The following is a 19,433-nucleotide window of genomic DNA, read 5'->3' on the forward strand; positions in this document are numbered from 1 at the left end:
ACCTTTCCCATGTTGAATCTTGCCGAATATCGCAAGTCGAACACCCGCCTTGCGGACTTCCTTCCCTGGGCCGCGTTGGTCGATGAGGGCATTGTCCTGAACAAGGATGGCTCGTTCCAACGCACGGCCAAATTTCGCGGGCCCGATCTCGACAGCGCGGTACCGGCGGAGCTCGTCGCAGTCGCCGGCCGGCTCAACAATGCGCTGCGCCGCCTTGGCTCGGGCTGGGCGGTCTTCGTCGAAGCCCAGCGTCACTCCGCGGGAGCATACCCGCCGAGCATGTTCCCGGACGTCGCCTCCGCGCTCGTTGACGCCGAGCGCAAGGCCCAGTTCGAGGAGGAGGGCGTCCACTACGAGTCGAGCTACTATCTTACGCTCCTTTATCTTCCGCCGCCGGAAGATGCCGCAAGGGCCGAGCGGCTTCTCTATGAGGGCTGCGCTCGCAACGAAGATGCCGATGCGCGGCAGGTGCTGGCTGGCTTCGTTGATCGGACGGCGCGCCTCCTGCAGTTGATCGAAGGCTTCATGCCCGAATGCCGCTGGCTCGATGACAGCGAAACACTGACCTATCTTCACGCGACGATCTCGACAAAGCGCCATCGTGTCCGCGTCCCGGAGATCCCGATGTACCTGGACGCTCTGCTGGCGGATCAGCCGCTCTCGGGAGGGCTGGAGCCGATGCTGGGAGCGGCGCATTTGCGGGTGCTCACGATCGTCGGCTTCCCGACCGCCACGACCCCTGGGATTCTTGATGACCTCAATCGGCTTGCCTTCTCCTATCGCTGGTCGAGCCGAGCCATCATGCTCGACAAGCTAGAAGCCACAAGGCTGCTAACCCGAATTCGCCGGCAGTGGTTCGCCAAGCGGAAGTCTATTGCCGCGATCCTGAAGGAGGTGATGACGAACGAAGCATCCTCGCTGCTGGATACCGATGCGCACAACAAGGCGATGGACGCGGACGCCGCGCTCCAGGAACTTGGATCCGACGAGATCGGAGAGGCCTTTGTCACCGCCACTGTCATCGTTTGGGATCTGAATGCAAGGGCGGCCGACGAAAAGCTACGCCAAGTGGAAAAGGTCATTCAGGGTCGCGATTTCACCTGCATGGTCGAGACGGTCAATGCCGTCGAGGCGTGGCTCGGCAGCCTCCCCGGCCATGTCTACGCCAATGTTCGGCAGCCTCCGATCTCCACCTTGAATCTCGCGCACATGATTCCTCTCTCTGCCGTCTGGGCAGGCGAGGCGAGGGACCAGCACTTCAACGCGCCGCCGCTGCTCTTTGGCAAGACGGAAGGCTCGACGCCATTCCGCTTCTCCCTTCACGTTGGCGACGTCGGGCATACTCTTGTTGTGGGACCGACCGGCGCCGGCAAATCGGTTCTGCTCGCGTTGATGGCCCTTCAGTTCCGCCGCTATCCCGGCTCGCAGGTGTTCGCGTTCGATTTTGGCGGCTCGATCCGGGCGGCCGCGATCGCCATGGGCGGCGATTGGCACGACCTTGGTGGCGCGTTGTCGGCCGATGATGGCGCACCGATCGCATTGCAGCCGCTGGCCTGGATCGACAATCCCGCCGAACGGGCCTGGGCGACTGACTGGGTGGCCGCTCTTCTTACACGAGAGAAGGTCGATCTTTCTCCAGAAGGCAAGGACCATCTGTGGTCGGCCCTGACCTCGCTTGCCTCGGCACCGGTACCCGAGCGGACGCTAACCGGGCTTTCTGTCCTTCTGCAGTCGAACGTCCTCAAGCGCGCTCTCCAGCCCTATTGTCTGGGTGGGCCCTATGGGCGGCTGCTGGATGCAGAATTCGAGCGGCTTGGGGAAGCCTCAGTCCAGGCATTTGAGACCGAAGGACTGATCGGAACGGGGGCTGCGCCGGCCGTACTCGCTTATCTTTTTCACCGGATCGGTGACCGGCTCGACGGCAGGCCTACATTGATCATCGTCGACGAGGGGTGGCTAGCGCTCGATGATGCCGATTTCGCAGGACAGTTGCGGGAGTGGCTGAAGACGCTCCGAAAAAAGAACGCCTCGGTGGTGTTTGCCACCCAGTCCCTTTCCGACATCGACGGCTCGGCAATCGCCCCCGCAATCATCGAGAGCTGCCCGACGCGGCTGCTCTTGCCAAACGAGCGCGCGATCGAGCCGCAGATCACAGCCATCTATCGCCGGTTCGGGCTCAATGATCGCCAAATCGAACTCCTGAGCAGGGCAACGCCGAAGCGCGACTATTATTGCCAGTCTCGCCGAGGCAACCGCATGTTCGAGCTTGGCCTCGGCGAGGTCGCACTCGCCTTTACAGCCGCATCAGCCAAGTCCGATCAACTCGCAATCGAGCACCTGGTCGCCGAGCACGGCGCCGAGGGGTTTCTAGCGGTCTGGCTTGAGCACCGCGGAGCAAGCTGGGCTATCGACCTCATCCCGAATCTGAAAAATCTGGAGTCATCACGATGAGCCTTCGACGCTTGCGTTTCGCCATCACGATCCTTGTTGCATCGGCTTTTTCTAGCGGCACAGCGCGTGCCCAGTGGATTGTGTTCGATCCCAACAATTACGTTCAGAACGTGTTGACCGCCGCTCGCGAGCTGCAGCAGATCAGCAACCAGATCACCTCGCTGCAAAACGAAGCGCAGATGCTGATCAACCAGGCAAAAAACCTGGCGAGCCTGCCCTATTCTTCGCTTCTGCAGCTTCAGACCTCCATCCAGCGCACCCAGCAGCTCCTTGGTCAGGCGCAGCACATCGCCTACGACGTCCAACAGATCGACCACGCCTTTGCCACAAGCTATGCGCCGGCAACAAGCAGCCAGTCCGATGCCGCGCTGTTTGCGGGAGCGCAGGCGCGCTGGCAGAACTCCGTCGGAGCGCTTCAGGACGCTCTTCGCCTCCAAGCCGGCGTTGTGGGCAACCTCGACACCAATCGCATTCAGCTGTCCGCCCTGGTGAGCTCGAGCCAGAGCGCCAGCGGCGCGCTCCAGGCAACCCAGGCCGGTAATCAGCTCCTCGCTCTTCAGGCCCAACAGCTCGCCGATCTCACCGCGACCGTCGCGGCCCACGGCCGGGCACAGGCTCTCGAAGCAGCCCAACGCGCAGCGGCCCAAGACCAGGGCCGCGAACAGCTGCAGCGCTTTCTGACTCCTGGGCCCGGCTATCAATCCTCCAACGTACAGATGTTTCACTGATGAGGGATCCGAAAACTATCAAGGCGGTGTCGATCGCAATCACCGTCTTTGGCGGCATAGTGGCGATCATCGCATGCACGCTCACGCTGCAGAATCATGCGGGTGAGCTCGAACACCAGCCGATGACCGCCCAAATACCGAGTGTGCACGAGGCTGACCTGATCCGTTGCCGTGCCGTGACATCCACGCAAACTGATGCCTATGAGACTTGCCGGAAGGTCTGGGCAGAAAGCCGCCGGAGCTTCCTTGGGCAGAAGACGGACTCGAAGGGTTCGTCAGTTGGCTCTTCGGCGGAAGAGGCTTTGGAAGCAAAGGATCAGAGCCGATTGCCTCAAGGCTATCTAGCCCGTCCTGCGGTAGGGGGCGACCAATGACCGGCACGGGCATCATCGACCAATTCCTGGAGACTTTTACACGCTACATCGACAGCGGCTTTGGTCTCGTGGGCGGGGAGGTCGGTTACCTCGCAACGACCCTCGCTGCGATCGACATCACGCTTGCAGCGTTGTTCTGGAGCTGGGGCGCGGACGACGACATCATCGCGCGGCTGGTCAAGAAGACGCTCTTCGTCGGGGTTTTTGCTTACCTGATCGGAAATTGGAACAGTCTCGCCCGTATCGTCTTCGAGAGCTTTGCGGGCCTTGGGCTGAAGGCCTCCGGCACCAGCTTGTCGGCCGGCGATTTCGTGCGGCCGGGCAAGATCGCGCAGGTGGGCCTCGATGCAGGCCGTCCGCTCCTGGACTCGATCTCCAGCCTGATTGGCTACATCAGCTTTTTCGAGAACTTCGTCCAGATCGTGGTTCTGTTGTTTGCCTGGGCAATCGTGCTTCTTGCCTTCTTCATTCTGGCCGTTCAGCTTTTCGTGACACTGATCGAGTTCAAACTCACTACATTGGCCGGATTTGTGCTGATTCCCTTCGGCCTGTTCGGCAAGACCGCCTTTGCGGCAGAGCGCGTCCTCGGCAACGTGGTCTCATCAGGCATCAAGGTGCTGGTGCTGGCTGTGATTGTCGGCATCGGCTCAACACTGTTTTCGCAATTTACGTCGGGCTTCAACGGCGCCCAACCGACCATCGAAGATGCCATGACATTGGTTCTTGCGGCGCTCTCGCTGTTGGCGTTGGGGATCTTCGGACCGAGCATCGCAAGCGGGCTGGTCTCCGGTGGGCCGCAACTCGGCGCAGGATCTGCGGTCGGTACAGCACTTGCCGCAGGCGGCGCCGCGGTGGCGACAGCCGGGCTTGCTGCAGGTGCGGCAGGTCTCGCCGGCGGAGCGCTCGTGGGCGCCGGCAGGATGGGCGCAAGCGCTGTCACGGGCACCGCAGCGGCATATCGCAGTGGCGGCCTCACGGGCGTCGCAAATGCGGCCGCCTCTGCAGCAGCAAGTCCACTTCGCAGGATGGCCTCGACGGTTGGCGGAGGCGGTCAATCGACGAGCACTTCAGCTCAGACCGCGAGCGGTAGCCCCACTTGGGCTCAGCGCATCAAGCAAGGTCAGGGCCTTGATCGGGGGGTATCGGCGGCAGTTCATGCAGTCAAATCCGGCGATCCCGGTGGCAGCGGCAGCTCGGTCGATCTCTCCCAGGAAGAGCGCCGATGAGAGGGATTTCCGAGAACGGCGCATGGCCGTCGAACTCCGCTCGGCCTGTTCCGATGATCAGCTGTTCTCGTGGGTCCTCTGCAGTGCGTCGGCTGGGTCGTCAATGCGTCATTCAAGCCTCTCGCATTCTGTCCTTGACGCTGACGCCAGCTCTGATCTGGCAAGCGATCCATGGCCAGATCCCGTCCGACACGTCGCTGCGCCAACGGCCCCTTCTTCTCGGTGTCGCGGGTGCGAAGGCAGGATTGGGCTCGGTTCTTTTGCCGCGCAATCCGGCGCAGCTCCCGGAAGTAAGGGGACTCAGTCGCAGCATTCGCCGCCGGCGGTGCAGAAGCTGCCACATCGTACGGTGCTTGTGCGTGTTCGCGCGCGTGATCCGCATCGAGCAGCCGACATGAGCAAAACGCCGTCTGCTGCCGGCTCGCTACGATGGATCAGGGATACTCAGGGGAAGTTCAATGTTTAAGAGATCAGCAACGCATTATGGCCGCGCGCCGGCGGCACTCACCCCTTATCAGAAGGCAGGTCAAGTCTGGGACGAGCGCATCGGCTCGGCCCGCCTGCAGGCGAAGAACTGGCGCTTGATGGCGTTCGGCTGCCTTGCTCTGTCTTGCAGCCTTGCCGGCGGGCTGATCTGGCAATCGACACAAGGAACGATAACGCCGTGGATCGTCGAGGTCGACCGGCTCGGTCAAGCTCAGCGGGTCTCGCCTGCAAGTTCCGACTACGACCCGACGGATCCACAAATTGCCTGGCACCTGGCGCGGTTCATCGAAGATGTGCGCGCCCTGCCATCCGATGCCATCGTGCTGCGGCAGAATTGGCTCCGGGCCTACGACTTCACGACCGATCGCGGGGCCGTCGCACTCAATGAATATGCCAGGGCAAACGACCCATTCGCCGGGCTCGGCAAGGCGCAGATCTCGGTGGAAGTCTCCAGCGTCATACGGGCCTCGCCCGACAGCTTTCGTGTCGCATGGATTCAGCGCGCTTACGAGAACGGCTCGCTCGCCTCGACCGAGCGATGGACAGCCATCCTGAGCATCGTCATCCGAACGCCGCGTGATGCCGATCGGCTGCGCAAAAATCCTCTCGGAATCTATGTGAATTCGATCAATTGGTCCAAGGAGTTGGGGCAGTGAAAGTATATCCTTGCGAGTTCAGGACAGCGCCAATGAAGAGGGGCATCACTTCCGCAGCCGTCATGCTTGGCTGCATGCTCAGCGGCTGCTCGACCTTCATTCCACCCGAAATCAGCTATGACACAGATGTGCCGCCGCTGCCTGTGGCGGCAGCGCCGGCGGATGATCGTCCGCGTCCCCTGCATGTGCCTCCATCCTGGAAGCCGTCGCTTGGCGGCAAGCCGGGCACCAAGGAGGATGTCGAGCCGGTCAACCGGATCGAAATCGCCAACAGTGCGGCGCGCGTCGAGCCGAGGCGGAGAGGCTATTTCAACGCCGCACAGATCTACAGCTATAGCCCGGGCGCGCTCTATCAGGTCTATGCCGCGCCGGGACAGATCACCGACATTGCTCTTGAGGAGGGGGAGCAGTTGACCGGCTCCGGCCCGCTCGCAGCCGGCGACACCGTGCGATGGGTCATCGGCGACACCGAAAGCGGCAGCGGCGAGGAGCGCAGGGTGCACGTGCTGGTCAAGCCGACGCGCGCCTCCATCGAAACCAACCTCGTGATCAATACTGATCGGCGCACCTATCTCCTCGAGCTCCGCTCGCGCGAGAAGCCCTACATGCCATCGGTCGCGTGGTACTATCCGCAAGATCGGATCAAGCGGCAGCAATTGACTCCTGTTCCGCTGCTCCCAGAGCTTGCACAACGGCGCTTTCGGTATGCGATCGAGGGGGACAATCCGCCGTGGCGCCCCCTTGCAGCCTACGACGACGGCCGAAAAGTCTACATCGAGTTCTCGCAAGGTATCGTCCAAGGCGAAATGCCGCCGCTGTTTGTGCTCGGGCCTGACGGTAAGAGCGAAATCGTCAATTATCGCACCTTTGGCAGCGTCCTGATCGTCGACCGCCTGTTTGCGGCTGCCGAACTGCGGCTTGGTGGAGAACATCAACAAAAGGTTAGGATCGTCCGCACCGACGGGAGGTTTTCGTCATGACGGAAGAACACCGCGAAGATGAGACCTCCCCGGACGGCGAACAGGAGACAGGTGAGCTCGAGGATGGGTTTCGGCTCCGGCCCGAATACCCGAGCGTCACCCGCTTGTCTCGCAAGGTGCTGCTGACCGGATCCGCGCTCTGCCTGGCGCTGGTCGCCGCGGCGGCGACGTGGGCGCTCCAGAAACAACGGCCGCGTGAGGCCGCTTCCGAGGAGCTCTATCTGGCTGAGCGTCACAATGTTGCTGAGAGCGTCACAGCGTTGCCGCCGGACTACTCGAAGGTCACCCCTCCTGTCCCCCAGCTTGGTCCACCTCTTCCCGGCGATCTCGGCAGACCAATCCTGGCCGCCAAAGGCCAGATCGCCGCGCCAGGCGCTGCGGCCGACCAGGAACAGCAACGCCGTGACCAGGAACAAGAGGCGGCTCGTGTAAGCCGACTGTTCGCCTCTACCAATGTGAGGGACACGGCAGCGTCGAGCGGAGCCCAAGCAGGTGGCGCCAATGCTCCCTCCCTGATCCCCAGCAGCGAGGATGGGTCACTGCAAAACGCTCAGGACCGGAAGCTCGCCTTCGTAAATGCGGCCACCGATCGACGAACGACCAGTCCAGACCGCCTCGTGAAGGCGCCATCACCTTACGTGGTGCAGGCCGGATCGGTTATCGCCGGGGCCCTGATCACCGGCATTCGCTCCGATCTGCCTGGAATGATCACAGCTCAGGTAAGCGAGAATGTTTATGATACGCCCACCGGGCGCTTTCTCCTCATCCCCCAGGGCGCCAGACTGACTGGCATCTATGACAGTCAGGTGAGCTTCGGCCAGAGCCGCGTGCTGCTCGTTTGGACCCGGTTGATCATGCCGAACGGCCGCTCGGTCGTCTTGGAGCGCCAACCGGGGACAGACACGCAAGGCTATGCCGGCCTTGAAGATCAGGTTGACAACCATTGGGGTGAGCTGTTCAAGGCGGCGGCGCTGTCGACCTTCCTGGCTGTTGGCTCGGAAGCGGGTGCAGGTTCCGATGCGAGCAATAGCAACAGCGCAATCATTGGTGCCCTCAGGCGCGGTGCATCAGATTCGCTGAACCAGGCCGGCCAACAAGTGGTCCGCCGTAGCCTCAATATCCAGCCGACCTTGACGATACGCCCGGGTTACCCGGTCCGCGTCCTGGTCAACCGTGATCTCATTCTTGAACCTTATAGAGGCTAGCCGCATGCCTAAATTGAAGATTGCAGCGCTTGTGGACGATCGGCCTGTCAAAATGACGGTCGAACTCGCGGCCCATGTTCACCGGGATTTGCACGTCTATGCCGATGTGCTGGCGAAGCAAACCGGACAGGCCGTCGAACCTGCCAAGCTCATTGGCCCGATGTTGGCGCGCTTCATGGCGACAGACCGGGCTTTTGCGAAATCAAAACGTCAAGCCCGCTCTTCCCCTCCTGAAGAATAACATTCTCTCAGAAGGGCTAGGAAGTGGGCGACAACAGATCTTTCATCGCCGGTTCTGACATGAGCTGACATTGTGATCCGACTGGGTCCCCTTGCGTCGTGCAGTTCGCGATACACCACCCCTGGGAATCCGGCGTGAGCTTCGGATGCCAATAACGGCGTGACGCCGCGGCCAATGCTGACGAGACTGGTCAGCTTGCTGCGGCTCACGTCGCAGGCTTCGATTAAGGCCCCGTTTCCATGAGCCGCCAGTTTGCAGACCAGAAGGTCTTCGACTTCTCTTGCGGGATCATCGCGGCTGACGAGAACGGTTCGACTGTGCAGATCGGCGCAGGAGACCGACTCGTTCTGAGCTAACTCATCATTCTTGGCGAGTGCGATGAGAATACCTTCACGCCATAGGGGAAAGGCCGCCGTGAGCAGCATGGAAGATAGACCGTCTGGCGCGATGGCGATATCGAGCGAGCCCGTCTGAAGCGCGATCAGGAGTTCCGGCATGACGCGTTCAAGGACGGCGACCTTGATTTCCGGATAACGGCTTTGAAACTCGGCGATCGCAGGTGTTATTCGTCCTGCGGAGACGAATGGGCAGAAGCCGATAGCCAGGTGATCCGCCCGCTTGGACAGGGTCAAGACTGTCGCCTTCGATAATGAATCGACCTGCTCGATGATAAGCTTTGCCGTCCTCAGGAATGTCGTACCAGAGGCTGTTGGATTCATCCCGTATCTCGATCGCTCGAACAAGCGGGTACCAACCAGGCATTCCAATCGTCCGATCGCCCGACTGATGGCCGAGTGTTCGACACCCAGCACCCTGGCTGCGCTCCGAATGCTGCCCGCTTCATTGACTGTCACAGCAACGCGCAGATGTTGTAAACTTATTGGATTGGATATTGGTCGCTGTGTCTGACAGGCAAGGTGGTCGATTGGAGGCATTTACAAATCAAGGTGCGGCGATTTAAGTCGGATGAGTTCTGCGGGCAGCGAGCCGGCAGTCAGGCGGCGTGCGACAGGACTGGAGTCCAGAGAACTGGGCCGGCGAGTCCACCGGCCGCACGTATCCTGTCCAAAGCATTGAGCGTGATTTCCAGGTGGCCGGCGACAGCAAGCGTGTTTCCAATTTCACAAGGCGATGCAATCCGGCGAAGCGGCCATCCTGCGCGCCTCAGAATTCGCTCCATCCGGACGTCGGTGACTGTGACGATGCTCGTGAGCTGTCGAGACAGACCAAACTCAATCATGCCCGCGAAGAGTTCGTAAGTTGCCCTCGCAAGCCCGTGTGCCGCCTTCGGAGCATCTGAAGGAAGATCAACTGCAAAGCGGCTGCTCTCCCACACATGAGGATCCGATGGGGCAGGGCACTTTCCCAGGAGCACAGAAAAGGTGTCGCGGATCATCGTCGGGCCGGTTGTCGGCAAAAGGCGAACCGACCCCTGCACCAGTCCCTCGACCGACGTTTGGACGAGATATACCGGACCTAGCGCGTCAAACTCGTCGGTCTCCATCTCGCCGGAACTGTGAACGCTCCAATCTAATCTTTGCTTGAAGACGCGATGCCGCAGCCTGTGCATGGCCGCTAGCGTTTGGGAGAACGCGCCGTGAAATGGTTCGGCAATCAGTTGAATCATGACCCCTCCTGTCCGGATTTCGACTATATGGGAGAGCCGGGTGCAAATGGCACCACGTACAACTAGAGGGGCGGCGCGGCCCTAATCTTGCCTAACTGCCTTAGCAGCGCCAAGTCGTGAAGTCGCTTCGGCCAATGTCCTCACGCCCAGCTTGTTCTTTGCATTATTCAAATAGGACTTCACGGTATTTGGCGATATCTGCAGGATCTGCCCAATCTCCCATGTGGTCTTGCCCTTTGCGACCCAGTCGAGGCACTCCATTTCGCGACGTGAGAGTTCAACGTTAGCGATCATCAGTTCATGAGAAAGCTTTTGCCGCACGCGCCGGTCGAAAGAAATGGCCATGAACTGGAGGACCTCCGAGCGGCGCTCTATGCTCAATTGAAATGCTCGGTCATTCTGGTCGGTGGCAAACGTCAAGGCGGCCATGGAGGCGCCGTTGTGGATTGGAACGGTGAATCCCAATCGGATCCCACACTGAGCAGCTTCGTCGAGCAAGCTTCGCTGCGCCCGAGAAATCAATCTATGAGGTTCCCTGTGGTCCCAGCTAAAGGGCTCCGTGGTCTCCAGCGCACGCTCGATAATGGGGTCGAGGCGCTCATAGTGACTGCGCACATAATGCGCAACCCAATTGGCGGGATACGTGGAAATCACGAGGGCGTTCTCACCCCGTCTCTTCGGCCAGGCCAGATAAGCCAAACATGGCAGCTCAAGTGCGCGTCCGGTGACCGCCAAGGCGTCGCTAAAGCCATCAGCGTGGTTCGCGTTGATCAGCAGATTGAGAAAATTTTGGAAGATACGGTGCGTGCTCATTCGCATACGATTCGGTAGAGAAGATGAGCGACGTTACGAGTCCCTTTGCTGCGTAAAGGCAAGTTGTTCGAAAGTCTCGCGACGTCACACTGTTAACCGACCAGCGATCGAGCTGCACCTATTCAGCTCACGTCCACTTTCGACACGGCGCAACCGACATCACTGTTCTGGGCGGTTCTGTAGGCGAGAACCGCCAAAGAGCGCAAGGACGACAAGCCCTGATAGTTTGGCGGTCATCTTCCACACACGCAACTACACTTAGAGGCCGCAGTCCTGCGCTCATCGCAGAATTTGGCAGGATAAATGCGCGTACGCCGGGATTCTTCGCGGATTTACTCCCAAAGTGGTCCTACGTTCTCTACGGCAGGCGAGGCGGGGCTGAGGAAAAGCTAAGAGATAATTTTTCGTAGGCAGACGGGGCCGTGCGCGTCAAGCGCCGCCCAGCGTTCTGCTCGCCGTCCAGTTGGAGACTTTTCTATGCGTCGTCGAAGCGGCCTTTCGAAAATGCCTACACTTTTGCGATCATTGCTCTCGATCGCCAACTAAGGGGACGACGGCAAGAGACGGGGTTCTGAAGTGCATGAATTGATCAGGCAGACCGCCTGCAGTGTTGTCGAAAAATTGCGGAATGGCGAAGTAAGCCCCCTGGAGCTGCTGGACGCGCTGGAGCAGCGGATCGGGCAAGTCGACGGCAAGCTTAACGCGCTGCCCATCCTTTGTTTTGATCGCGCGCGCACACATGCTCGTACGCTGATGGAGCGACCTACCGGCGCACGTGGGCTGCTGGCCGGTCTTCCCGTTCCCATCAAAGATCTGATTGACGTTGCCGGCACTCGCAACACACAGGGCTCCCCGATCTTCAGGAACAAAATAGCTGAGACGTCGGACATCTTGGTCGAGCGCATCGAGCAGAATGGTGGTGTTGTTTATGCAAGATCGAACACCCCCGAGTTCGGAGCGGGGGCCAACACGGTCAATGAACTCTTCGGAGCAACGCTCAATCCGTGGAATCCAGCTCGCTCTGCTGCTGGCTCGTCCGGAGGTGCCGCGGTTGCGATCGCCGCCGGCATGGCTTGGGTTGCGCATGGCTCTGACATGGGGGGCTCACTCCGAAATCCGGCGAGCTTTTGCGGTGTAGTGGGTCTTCGGCCGAGCTTGGGCCGAGTGGCCCGAACTCCCAAATCTAAAATCGACCGCAACCTCGGCATACACGGACCAATGGCGCGCAATGTCGAGGACGTTGCGCTCCTGTTGGACGCAATGAGTGGTGAGCATCCTGCCGATCCACTGTCCTTGCCGGCACCCGCAGAATCGTTCCTGACGACCACGCGCACGGCAAAGAGACCAAGACGGGTTGCCTATTCGGCCGATCTGGGCATTACACCCGTGGATCCTCAAATTGTGGAAATTACCCGCGGCGCTGCAGCGCGCTTCGTCGAACTTGGTGTAATCGTCGAAGAAGCTCACCCCGATCTTCGAGAAGCTCAAGAGTGCTTCCACGTTCTCCGCGCATTCGATTTCGCTATTAGCAAAGCTGCTCTACTTCGAAGCCATCGCGATCTGCTCAAGCCGGACGTCGTTTGGAACATCGAAGAAGGGCTGAAGCTTTCTATCGAGCAACTCGAACGCGCCGAGGAGCAGCGAGTTGCCATGGTGGTGCGCGTACTTAAGTTTTTCGAGAAGTACGATCTTCTCTTGACGCCGGCAACAATCGTAGAGCCTTTCCCCGTGGCCAACAGCCACGTCATGGAGTGCGACGGCAGACAATTTGAGAATTACGTGGATTGGGTTGCCATCGCTTTTGCAATCACCCTCGTCTGTTGCCCCGCGATGTCTCTGCCCTGCGGTTTCACGAGTTCCGGCCTTCCGGTAGGCTTGCAAATGGTCGCTCCCCCTCGAGCCGACGGGCAGTTATTGGCCGGTGCTAAACTGCTTGAAGATAGTTTGGGGCTACTCGGCAGTACGCCGATCGATCTGGGGCTCGCAACATGAATGGCACAATCGCGGTTCTCGGCTGCGGGCTTATAGGCCAAAGCTGGTCGGCGCTATTCACTGCCTATGGTTATGACGTCGTCGGCTGGGATCCAGCGCCAAAATCGCAGTCCCTGTTGCAAGAAGCGATTTCTCGATGTCAGAAGCAGGTTTTTCGTCCCTCGGAACTTGAATCAGGCCTTGGTTCCTTTCGCCTTGTCGAGACACCGGAACAGGCGGTTTCCGACGCCTTTTGGGTTCAGGAAAACGCACCCGAAGTGCTCGAGTTAAAAGGAGAGCTCTACGGCCGCGTTGAGGCGGCAGCCCATCCCGATACGGTACTCGCAAGCAGTACATCCTCTCTAACTTGGTCACAGCTTGCCACCAGCCTAAAACGAACCTCGCGATTCATTACTGCTCATCCCTTCAATCCTCCACACATCATGCCGCTAGTGGAGATTTATGGGGCCGATGCTGATCTTCGGACGACGGCTGTGTCGTTCTTTCGCGGGCTCGGCCGCGAGCCAGTTCTTTTAGCCCGCGACGTAGTAGGGCACATCGCCAACCGGCTTGCTTCAGCACTCTGGCGTGAAGCGGTCAACTTAGTCGCCGAGAATATTGCTGATGTCGCCGCTGTCGACGCGGCGCTCGTGCATGGACCTGGGCTGCGCTGGTCAGTGGTCGGTGCACATATGGCCTACCACCTTGGTGGGGGTCCTGGGGGAATTGAGCATTACCTGCGACATCTCGGGCCTAGCCAGGAACGCCGATGGGCCACGCTAGGTCAGCCACAGCTTACTCCCGATGTCTGTACCCGTCTGGTCGCTGGCGTCCATGCAGAGGCGGATGGCAGATCGATTTCCGAATTAGAAGGTGAACGTGATCGCGCACTCTTGAGACTCCTTGCCGCGCGGAGTTCAATTTAAGCATATGGACAAGCTCAGCGTGGGTTGACTTCAGCGACAATTGGAAGACAACCTGTACATCCGAGCCGGCGCTCGCAGGACTGACGCGCCGTTGACATTGGCCAAAGCTGTTGCCTGACGGCGCTATCAAGCGTGAATTGCACCAAACAATCATCATTGCCAAGCCGCCGACGGCGCGTGGCACGCTCCCTCAGTCTGAGCTGCTGCCGGTTTGATGGACACCGAGATTAGGTGTTTCATGAAGCCGGAGGTGGGCGATGAAGAGACGGAAGTTTAGTCGCAAGTTCAAGATCTAGGCGGTCAAGCTGGTCCGGAAACGCGGGGTGTCGGTGGCACAAGCCGGCCGCGACCTGGACGTTCATGAGAACGTTCTGCGCAAATGGGTCAAGGAGTTCGGCTGCTGATTCCGCTTGATGTCGCCCACCATTCCGGGATGATGTCGCCCGGGGTATCGCAAGAGCGAACCCGGGGTGACGAGGCCTCTTCTGGCTCCGATACGGTCCCGCCTTTCGTTGCGAAGGGGGACCTGGATGCCGACGGAGAGGCTTGCGATGCGCCATGTGCGCGATGTGATCAGATTGAAGTCGGCTGGGATGCCGACCCGCGAGATTGCGCGGCGGTTGGGGACGGTGCCTTCGACGGTGCGGTTGACGATCCGCCGGTTTGAAGCGGCGGGGCTGACCTGGCCATTGCCCGACGGCATCACCGACGCTGTGCTGGAAGCCCGGTTGTTCGCCAGCGCGGGAGCCGGTCTCGGCACCCGGCGTGGCCATCGCCGGCAGGCGGAGCCGGACTGGGCGGCGGTGCACCGCGAGCTCCGGCGCACGCACGTGACGCTGTCGATCCTGTGGGAGGAGTACATCGCGGGCGAACCCGGCGGGTATCGCTATTCGCGGTTCTGCGAGCTCTACCGGGCCTGGGAAGGCCGGCTGTCGGCGACGATGCGCCAGTCGCATGCAGCCGGCGACAAGCTGTTCGTCGATTATGCGGGCGACGGCGTGCCGGTGGTGATCGACCGGTTTACCGGCGAGCGGCGCACCGCGCAGATCTTCGTCGCGGTGCTCGGCGCATCGAGCTTCACCTGCGCGCAGGCGACCTGGACGCAGGGGCTCGCCGACTGGATCGATGGCCACGTCGGCGCCTTCGAGGCGATCGGCGGCGTGCCGGCACTGCTGGTGCCGGACAACACCAAGGTCGCCGTGATCAAGGCCTGCCTGTACGATCCGCAGATCAACCGCAGCTACGCCGACATGGCGGCGCAATACGGCACCGCCATTCTGCCGGCCAGGCCCACGGCGGCCACGGGACAAGGCCAAGGTCGAGCAGGCGGTCCTCATGGTCGAGCGCTGGCTGCTCGGACGGCTGCGCCATCGGACCTTCCACAGCCTCGCCGAGGTCAACGCGGCGATCGCCGAGTTAATGACCCGGCTCAACGAGGAGCGACCGATCCGGCGGCTCGGCGTGACCCGCCGCAAGCTGCTGGAGGAGATCGACCGGCCGGCACTCAGGGTCTTGCCGGAGAGCCCTTACGTGTTCGCCGAGTGGCGGATCTGCCGGGCCAGCATCGACTACCACGTCGAGGTCGAGGCGCATTACTACAGCGTCCCGCATCGCTTCGTCCGCGCCGAGGTCGAGGTGCGCTTCACCGCCCGCACCGTGGAGATATTCCACAAGGGCGAGCGGATCGCCGCGCATCAGCGCATGAGCGGCAACCACAAGCACACCACCGTGCCGGAACACATGGCGTCCAGTCATCGGCGCTACGCCGGCTGGACCATCGAGCGCATCCGCAAGGAGGCCGCCGCGATCGGGCCGGCCACCGCCGCGCTGTGCGACCTGATCCTCGATGAACGCACGCACCCCGAGCAGGGCTTTCGCACATCGGCGCGCACCTACGGCTCAGTCAAATCGATCCTCGCCAACAATCTCGATCGGCGGCCTTCACCCAAGCGGCCCGCGGACGACGCGCCGATCCTCCATCCCAACAACCGCGGGCCGCGCTACTACAACTAGGAGATCACGCCTTGCTCACGCATCCGCCCCTCGATCAACTCTACACGCTCGGCCTGCATGGCATGGCGAAGGCGCCTTCGCCGACATCGAAGCCGGCGGCGAGGCCGCAAGCCTCGGCCACGCCGAATGGCTCGCGCTCCTGCTCGAACGCGAAGCGTCGCTGCGACGCGACAAGCGGCTGTCGAAGCGGCTGCAATACGCCAAGCTGCGCCAGGAGGCCTGCGTCGAGGACATCGACTATCGCACCCCGCGCGGCCTCGACCGCAGCCTGCTGACGATGCTGGTCGAAGGGCAATGGATCGACGACCACGCCACCTTTTGATCTGCGGGCCCTCCGGCGTCGGTAAGAGCTGGCTCGCCTCAGCGCTCGGCAACAAGGCCTGCCGCGACAATCGCTCCGTGCTTTATCAGCGCGTCCCACGGCTGTTTAGCGATCTCGCTTTGGCGCGCGGCGACGGCCGCCACTCCCGCCTGCTGCGCGCGCTTGGCCGCGTCGATCTCCTCATCTTTGATGGTGTGGACGGCCTCACCTCAACGGCATCATAGTGCCAAGGCGTGGTCGCCAGAGCGCCACAAAGAAGGGGGACCGTCCGAGATGAAGTTTATTAGAATAGGCGTTGATCTCGCCAAGAACTATTTTCAGATTAATGCGCTGTCTAGTGAGGATGCACCAGCCGTAAAGCGCAAGCTGACGCGCCGGACGATGCGCGAGTTCTTCTCGAGGATCGAGCCGTGCCGCGTTGGCATGGAGGCTTGCGGCTCAGCCCACTATAGGGCGCGCGAACTGAAGGCCATGGGACACGATGTGTCTCTGATGCCGCCGGCCTACACAAAACCCTATGTCAAGCGAGGTAAGAACGATGCCGTCGATGCGGAAGCCATCTGTGAAGCGGTCTCGCGCCCTGCCATGCGTTTTGTGCCGATCAAGAGCGCTGATCAGCAAGCGACCCTGATGTGGCACAAGACGCGCGAGCTGCTGGTCAAACAGCGAACGATGAGCGTGAACGCTCTACGCGGCCATTTGGCCGAATTCGGTCTTGTCGTCGCCAAGGGCACCGGCCGCGTCGACGAGCCTTTAGGCCTCGCAGAAGGCGATGCGACTCTTCCCGACGCCGCTGTCCTGGCCGCGAGGGTTCTCGGTCAGCAAATTGATGCGCTCGGAGGCGCACTCGATGATTTGGAGAGGGAGATCGCCAAGGCTCACGCGCTCAGCGAGACGAGCCGTTCGCTCGGAGAAATTTCCGGCGTTGGCAAGCTTGTTGCCTCGGTAATTACAGCCAGTGTACCAGACCCAAGCGTATTCAATTCGGGACGGGATTTTGCTGCCTGGCTGGGTCTGACGCCCAGGCAAATTTCAAGCGGGGGTAAACCAACTCTCGGAACCATCACCAAGGCGGGTAATCGATATATAAGGAAGTTACTCGTTCTCGGAGCAACATCGCTTCTAAACGTTGTGGAAAAACGCCGCGGCGGCTTGCGCGACTGGATTGTCGGGCTTTTGGCTAAAAAAGCCGGCGCGGCTTGTGACCGTCGCCCTCGCCAACAAGCTTGCTCGGATCATCTGGGCAATGATGAAAACCGGAGAATGCTTCCGCACCGAGATGTTCGCCAAACTTTGAGTGTCGGACAGCCGCATCGAAGAGTTATAAGCTTGGTAAGTGCAAGAAAGGCATGATGAAAGACAACGGTCGCCACCGAAAACCAGGAAAACCCGACCAGTCGTGTGAGCCTCAAAGCTCGCATCCTTGATGTGACCCCTTGGTTGTCGGACTTCATCAGGGCCAGCGGAGATATGATCCGCGCTAAACGCCGGACATACGATCGCAGCCGTCCAAGTCGTTCGAAGTGCCAAATTGTGCTTGCCATCAGAGGCCGTCCACATACGACGACTGGGGCCTCGAGCCGCTTGACGCCGCGGCCCGCCACGACCTCCTGGAGATCCTCGAGGACCGCTACGGCCGCGGCTCCACCATCGTCACCAGCCAGCTCCCGATCGATCAATGGCACGCGCTGATCGGCGAGCCGATGACTTCATGATGCCTCCTCCTTCGAACGCTTGGTGTGTTGTACTCGATTGCGAAGCTGACTGATTTGTTCGTCTGAGAGCTCGATCTGCCATGGCTGGCCTTTGGTTAACTGACGACCTGCCAGCATTCCGCGCGCGAGATAGTCGAATACCGTCTGCGGGGTTACTCCAAGCTCAGCCGCTGCGCCCTGAATCGAGAAGCTGCCGTCGGGCCAGCGCATCGGATTCTTGTCTACGCCGTTGATTTTGACCGTGGGAATGCCCCAGCGGGTGCGCAACAGCCGGACGTTCTCGCCTTTGAAAGCGCAGCCTCGGGCCGCGACAAAGCCTTCCTGATTGAGGATTGCCGCGATCTCGGCATCCATTTTATGTTCAGCATTCAACTCGACGATCCGTCGCCGCAACCGATCAATGTCAATGTAGTTGCGGTAGGTATGAACGCGCCGTTGTACGTGATGCTCGCTGGTTGTGGCGGTCTGCCAGACGACGGGCCAAGCGAGAAGCGTCGAGGCTCACCACAAGGCCGGCGTTGCCAAGGCCGATCTCGGCAATGAGCTTCTGGAAACCATGACGATCCACAGCGCCAGCTCCGGACTTGCCCAGATCCTCGTCAATGACCTGGACGCGCTCCGGCGGCCAGCCCAGACCGATGGCCCGATCGACGAGGCGGTACTGCAGCTCGGTGCTCTCCTGGTGCTGGCGCACCTGGTTCACGGATGACTGCCGCACGTAGACGTAGGCCAACTTGGCTCGGTGTGCGGTCGTGAGCCGCTCGTCAGCGACGGTCGAGCTGATCAGCACGACCCAGTCTCCTTCCGGCCGTGCCGGGAACCGCTTGCATTCGCCGCAGCAGCGTGGCGAGGATTTGAGCGATCTGGGTTTGCGTCGCGGTCGACAGATTCGGCCACAGGCGCGGAATGTCGGCCGTCGGACGGCGGGGTGGATTTGCCAATATCGGCAGGGGTCGATACGCAACGCGACCTGGAAGCGGTCGGTGGGTCATCGCGAATCACCTTCTCGTCGAGAAGGCTCAGACTCGCGCTCAAATGTTGCATCAATGGGATCAGCGTACGGGCACTGATGCGCGGCAGATCGGCGGCGTTCGGGCGAGGCGTGATCGGCGTCTCGACAAGATCCGTCGACGCGATCCGAACTGCCCGCGGCCGGCCGTCCGGCAGCGCGACAACGACGTAGGCGGGACCGCCCCCGACCGCTCCTTCAGCACCTCAAGCCGGTGCCCAAAAAGAAAATGATGCGGGTCAGTGATCGTGACGTGAGACACGACCCGTTCCAAAATAGGGGCACTCTGTTGTGTTTGGTGATCCCACCTACGCCGACGCCGTCCTCGACCGCCTGGTCCATAACGCCCACCGGATCGATCTGAACGGCGAAAGCATGCGGCGAACCCGCAAACCTGACCGAAAGGCCTGAGCCTGTGGCGCTGTGGACATGCCGCTACGCTTGGACAACGCAAGAGCGTTGCCCACATGCCCACAGCAGGAACAACAGAAAAACCCGCCCGTCGAGCCGCGATTCAAGATTGACCACGCGGCTTCGCCGATGCCAGAAACCAGACAGCCAGAACGCCTCGCGCCCCGGGCGACATCAAATCGGAATGGTGGGCGAGATCATCTCGGAATACTGGAGGGTTCAAATAGGTCCCGCGTCGCAGATCTCGCCGCAAGTCCAGCGCGGGACCTATTTGAAGCT

General features: G+C 60.9%; 15 protein-coding genes and 6 pseudogenes. 16 read left to right on the forward strand and 5 right to left on the reverse strand.

Translation table 11 applies throughout. From position 1 onward, the window contains the following. The first annotated feature begins 9 nt into the window (after window positions 1–9). The 8 genes from trbE (at window position 10) to L6637_RS38890 (ending at window position 8,347) form a co-directional block, all read left to right on the forward strand. Window positions 10–2,451, forward strand: coding sequence for a conjugal transfer protein TrbE (gene trbE / locus L6637_RS38855; RefSeq protein WP_128929817.1), 2,442 nt, complete (start codon window positions 10–12; stop codon window positions 2,449–2,451). After that, the gene (gene trbJ, locus L6637_RS38860; protein WP_128929818.1) at window positions 2,448–3,179 is read left to right on the forward strand and encodes a P-type conjugative transfer protein TrbJ; all 732 of its coding nucleotides are present in this window, start codon (window positions 2,448–2,450) and stop codon (window positions 3,177–3,179) included. The genes trbE and trbJ overlap by 4 nt, the downstream gene beginning before the upstream one ends. Then, entirely contained in the window at window positions 3,179–3,553 is a 375-nt protein-coding gene (trbK-alt, locus tag L6637_RS38865) for a putative entry exclusion protein TrbK-alt (RefSeq protein ID WP_128955109.1), read from the forward strand. Before trbJ ends, trbK-alt begins: the two co-directional genes overlap by 1 nt. Then, on the forward strand, window positions 3,550–4,779 hold the full coding sequence (gene trbL, locus L6637_RS38870) for a P-type conjugative transfer protein TrbL (RefSeq protein WP_128929820.1): 1,230 nt from the start codon (window positions 3,550–3,552) through the stop codon (window positions 4,777–4,779). Before trbK-alt ends, trbL begins: the two co-directional genes overlap by 4 nt. A 458-nt stretch (window positions 4,780–5,237) precedes the next feature. Continuing rightward, on the forward strand, window positions 5,238–5,921 hold the full coding sequence (gene trbF / locus L6637_RS38875) for a conjugal transfer protein TrbF (protein ID WP_128929821.1): 684 nt from the start codon (window positions 5,238–5,240) through the stop codon (window positions 5,919–5,921). Between the two features lie 32 nt (window positions 5,922–5,953). Continuing rightward, complete coding sequence (gene trbG / locus L6637_RS38880; RefSeq protein ID WP_128929822.1) at window positions 5,954–6,901, forward strand: P-type conjugative transfer protein TrbG; 948 nt, start codon at window positions 5,954–5,956, stop codon at window positions 6,899–6,901. After that, window positions 6,898–8,106, forward strand: coding sequence for a TraB/TrbI/VirB10 family type IV secretion system protein (locus L6637_RS38885; protein WP_128929823.1), 1,209 nt, complete (start codon window positions 6,898–6,900; stop codon window positions 8,104–8,106). The genes trbG and L6637_RS38885 overlap by 4 nt, the downstream gene beginning before the upstream one ends. A gap of 4 nt (window positions 8,107–8,110) precedes the next feature. After that, window positions 8,111–8,347, forward strand: a complete 237-nt coding sequence (locus tag L6637_RS38890; RefSeq protein WP_128929824.1) for a DUF2274 domain-containing protein — start codon at window positions 8,111–8,113, stop codon at window positions 8,345–8,347. On the opposite strand, the gene L6637_RS38895 is transcribed toward L6637_RS38890, so the two are convergent. From L6637_RS38895 to L6637_RS38905, 3 genes are all read right to left on the reverse strand, one after another. Further along, window positions 8,317–9,282, reverse strand: coding sequence for a LysR family transcriptional regulator (locus tag L6637_RS38895; protein ID WP_128929825.1), 966 nt, complete (start codon window positions 9,280–9,282; stop codon window positions 8,317–8,319). The genes L6637_RS38890 and L6637_RS38895 overlap by 31 nt on opposite strands. A gap of 59 nt (window positions 9,283–9,341) precedes the next feature. Then, entirely contained in the window at window positions 9,342–9,974 is a 633-nt protein-coding gene (locus tag L6637_RS38900; RefSeq protein ID WP_128929826.1) for an acyl-homoserine-lactone synthase, read from the reverse strand. An 81-nt stretch (window positions 9,975–10,055) separates the two neighbouring features. After that, window positions 10,056–10,787 (reverse strand): LuxR family transcriptional regulator, encoded by a 732-nt coding sequence (locus L6637_RS38905; protein ID WP_128929827.1) that lies wholly within the window; start codon window positions 10,785–10,787, stop codon window positions 10,056–10,058. Window positions 10,788–11,363: 576 nt separating this feature from the next. On the opposite strand from L6637_RS38905, the gene L6637_RS38910 reads away from it, so the two are divergent. The 7 genes and pseudogenes from L6637_RS38910 to L6637_RS38940 all read left to right on the forward strand — a co-directional run. Further along, entirely contained in the window at window positions 11,364–12,779 is a 1,416-nt protein-coding gene (locus tag L6637_RS38910) for an amidase (RefSeq protein WP_128955110.1), read from the forward strand. Next, window positions 12,776–13,684 (forward strand): 3-hydroxyacyl-CoA dehydrogenase NAD-binding domain-containing protein, encoded by a 909-nt coding sequence (locus L6637_RS38915; protein ID WP_128929829.1) that lies wholly within the window; start codon window positions 12,776–12,778, stop codon window positions 13,682–13,684. Before L6637_RS38910 ends, L6637_RS38915 begins: the two co-directional genes overlap by 4 nt. Window positions 13,685–13,941: 257 nt before the next feature. Further along, window positions 13,942–14,076: pseudogene (locus tag L6637_RS38920) on the forward strand (transposase); the annotation flags it as partial. A 159-nt stretch (window positions 14,077–14,235) separates the two neighbouring features. Next, window positions 14,236–15,697 (forward strand): annotated as a pseudogene (gene istA / locus L6637_RS38925) (IS21 family transposase). 11 nt (window positions 15,698–15,708) lie between these two features. Further along, window positions 15,709–16,210, forward strand: a pseudogene (locus L6637_RS38930) (ATP-binding protein); the annotation flags it as partial. Between the two features lie 82 nt (window positions 16,211–16,292). After that, window positions 16,293–17,316: pseudogene (locus L6637_RS38935) on the forward strand (IS110 family RNA-guided transposase). A 265-nt stretch (window positions 17,317–17,581) separates the two neighbouring features. Beyond that, a pseudogene (locus L6637_RS38940) lies at window positions 17,582–17,722 on the forward strand (ATP-binding protein); the annotation flags it as partial. A 6-nt stretch (window positions 17,723–17,728) separates the two neighbouring features. On the opposite strand, the gene L6637_RS38945 reads toward L6637_RS38940, so the two are convergent. Further along, entirely contained in the window at window positions 17,729–18,088 is a 360-nt protein-coding gene (locus L6637_RS38945) for a hypothetical protein (RefSeq protein ID WP_128929830.1), read from the reverse strand. Between the two features lie 49 nt (window positions 18,089–18,137). Next, the gene (locus L6637_RS38950) at window positions 18,138–18,524 is read right to left on the reverse strand and encodes a recombinase family protein (RefSeq protein ID WP_128929831.1); all 387 of its coding nucleotides are present in this window, start codon (window positions 18,522–18,524) and stop codon (window positions 18,138–18,140) included. Between the two features lie 510 nt (window positions 18,525–19,034). On the opposite strand from L6637_RS38950, the pseudogene L6637_RS38955 reads away from it, so the two are divergent. Continuing rightward, window positions 19,035–19,154, forward strand: a pseudogene (locus L6637_RS38955) (ATP-binding protein); the annotation flags it as partial. Window positions 19,155–19,433 lie beyond the last annotated feature (279 nt).

The sequence above is a fragment of the Bradyrhizobium zhengyangense genome, assembly GCF_022012435.1.
GTDB lineage: Bacteria > Pseudomonadota > Alphaproteobacteria > Rhizobiales > Xanthobacteraceae > Bradyrhizobium > Bradyrhizobium zhengyangense.